Raw genomic sequence first — 3,066 nt, forward strand, 5'->3', positions numbered from 1 at the left:
GCTCGACACGAAGATCAACACGTCGGCTCCCGCGGCCGCCGCGGTCGCCATGGTTCCGGCTGCCGTCGCCGTGCCCGCCTCGGCGCCCGCGCCCGCTATCGACGTGCAGGGGGCGGTGCTCGCGGTGATCGGCGAGCGCACCGGCTACCCGGTGGAGCTGGTCGAGCCCGAGCTGGACCTGGAGGCGGACCTGAGCGTCGACTCGATCAAGCGCGCCGAGATCGCGGGCGAGGTCGCGACGAGGCTGGGCCTGGACGTGGGCGACGGCTCGCGGGTGGAGGAGCTGAGCGCGGCCCGCACCGCCGCCGCGATCGCCGCGCTGATCACCGGCGCCGCGCCCGCCGCGACCCCTTCCACCGCAACGACTCCCGCCGCCCCGGCGGTCGTGCTGACCACCGCCCCGGCCGCTGGCGCGCCCGCCCTGACGCCCCCCGCGCGCACCCCCGCCCCGACCGCCGCCGAGGCCACCGTCGTCGCCCCCAAGCGCCTGGTGTTCCGGGAGGTCCCCCTGCCCCTCCCGGCCACCACCGACCTGACCGGCGCGCGCGTGCACCTCGTCGGCGTCGAGCAGCTCACCGGCGCGGACCGCGAGATCCCCGCCCGCCTCGCCGCCCTCGGCGCGACGCTGGCGGACGCCCCCGCGGGCGCGGTCGTCGTCCACCTCGGCGCGCTCGACCCGGCGGAACCGCCGCTGCCCGAGGAGTTCCCGCGCTTCCAGGCGGTCCTGACCGAGGGCCCCACCGCCCTGCTCGCCGTGGACCGGCGCGGCGAGGGCTCGGTCACCGGGCTGCGCGGCTTCTTCCGCACCCTCGCCCGCGAGTACCCGGACCTGCCCTGCGCCCTCCTGGAGTCCGCCGACCCGGTCGCCGCGATCGCCGCCGAGCTCACCGCCCCGTCCGGCCACCCCGTCGTCCTGCACGGCGAGGACTCCCGCCACGCGCTGGAACTCGCCTTCGAGGACCTCGGTCCCCTCGCCTCCTCCGGAGCCGGACCGGCCGGTGACGGCACGGCCGAGGCGCTCGCCGCCGGGCTGGACCGGGACGCCGTGGTGCTGCTGGTCGGCGGCGCGCGCGGCATCACCGCCCGGTTCGCCAAGACCCTCGCCGCAGCCTCCCGCTGCCGCCTCGAACTCGTCGGCCGCACCCCGCTGCCCACGGGCCCCGAGGCCCCGGACCTGGCCGCCGCAGGCGACCGCACCGCCCTGCGCGGCGCGTTCCTGAGCCGGGGCATGACCTCGCCCGCCGAGGTCGAGCGCGCCGTCAGCGCCGCGCTGGCCGCCCGCGAGGTCCGCGCCACCCTCGCCGAGCTGACCGGCCTCGGCAGCGAGGCCCGCTACCACGCCGTGGACGTCCTGGACGCGGAAGCCCTGCGCACCACGGTCAAGCGCGTCCACGACGAGCACGGCCGCCTCGACGCCGTCGTGCACGCGGCGGGCGTCATCGAGGACAAGCTGGTGGCGGACAAGAGCGTCGAGTCGTTCCGCCGCGTCTTCGGCACCAAGGTCGACGGCGCCCGCACCCTCCTGGACGCCGTCGACACCCTGCCCGAACCGCCCCGCCACGCCGTCCTGTTCGGCAGCATCGCCGCCGCGCTGGGCAACCGGGGCCAGTGCGACTACGCCGCGGCCAACGACGCGCTGGAAGAGCTGGCCCGCCGCTGGAGCAAGCCGGGCAGGCGCGGCCTGACCGTCCACTGGGGACCGTGGGCGGCGGCCGGAGGTGGCATGGTCACGCCGGAGCTGATGCGCTCCTACGCGGCGCGCGGCATCGCGCTCATCGACCCCGACGAGGGCCCGCTGAGCCTGCTGCGCGAGCTGGCCTACGGCGCCGACGACCGGCACGCCGTCGTCTACACCGCCTCGGGCTGGTGACCGGCGTGACCGAGGTGGCCATCACCGGCATGGCCGTGCTGCTGCCCGGCGCGCCGGACCTGGACTCCTACTGGCGCAACATCGTCGGTGGCGTGGACGCCATCACCGAGGTGCCGCCGGACCGCTGGGACCCCGGCTTCTACGACCCGGACGCGCACGGCACCCGCCGCGCCGACCGCGTCTACTGCCGCAGGGGCGGGTTCGTGGACGCCGCCGTGGACGCGGCCGGGTTCGGCGTCATGCCGCGCTCGGTGCCCGGCACCGAACCCGACCAGCTCATCGCGCTCCAGGTCGCCGCCGACGCCATCGCCGACGCGGGCGGCGAGTCCGCGCTGCCCGCCGACCGGCGGCGCGTCGGCGTGGTGCTGGGCAGGGGCGGCTACCTCACGCCCGGCTTGGTGCGGCTGGACCAGCGGGTGCGCACCGCCACCCAGCTCGTCACCACGCTGCGCGAGCTGGCGCCCGAGCTGGACGAGGCGCGCCTGGAGCGGGTGCGGGCGTCGTTCACCGACCAGCTCGGCCCGGAGGCCCCCGAGGCCGCGATCGGGCTCGTGCCGAACCTGGCCGCGTCCCGCGTGGCCAACCGGCTCGACCTGCGCGGCCCCGCCTACACCGTGGACGCCGCCTGCGCCTCGTCGCTGGTGGCCGTGGACCACGCGGTGCGCGAGCTGGCCACCGGCCGCTGCGACGCGGTGCTGGCGGGCGGGGTGCACCATTGCCACGACATCACGCTGTGGAGCGTGTTCAGCCAGCTCGGCGCGCTCTCGCCCAGCCAGCGGGTGCGGCCGTGCCACCGCGACGCGGACGGCGTGCTGATCGGCGAGGGCACCGGCGTGGTCGTGCTCAAGCGGCTTGAGGACGCCGAGCGCGACGGGGACCGGGTCTACGCGGTGATCTCCGGGACGGGGGTGGCCAGCGACGGCCGCTCCGCGAGCCTGCTCAACCCCGCGCAGGAGGGGCAGGCGCGGGCCGTGCGGCAGGCCTGGGACGCCGCCGGGCTCGACCCGCGCGCGCCCGGCGCCATCGGGCTCCTCGAAGCGCACGGCACCGGCACCCCCGCCGGTGACGGCGCCGAACTCGCCACCCTGGCCGAGGTGTTCGGCCCGGCGGACGGCGAGCGCGCGGTGCTCGGCTCGGTCAAGTCCATGATCGGCCACACCATGCCCGCGGCGGGCGTCGCCGGGCTGGTCAAGGCC

At 77.5% G+C, this 3,066-nt stretch carries 2 protein-coding genes; both read left to right on the top strand.

The window, feature by feature from the left end:
* A partial coding sequence (locus ACTUAL_RS15790) for an SDR family NAD(P)-dependent oxidoreductase (protein WP_440900793.1) occupies positions 1-1,870 on the top strand: 1,870 nt, incomplete at its 5' end.
* The coding region (locus tag ACTUAL_RS15795) for a polyketide synthase (protein WP_440900794.1) at positions 1,867-3,066 on the top strand (1,200 nt) is incomplete at its 3' end. The genes ACTUAL_RS15790 and ACTUAL_RS15795, both read left to right, overlap by 4 nt.

The organism is Actinosynnema sp., assembly GCF_052038725.1.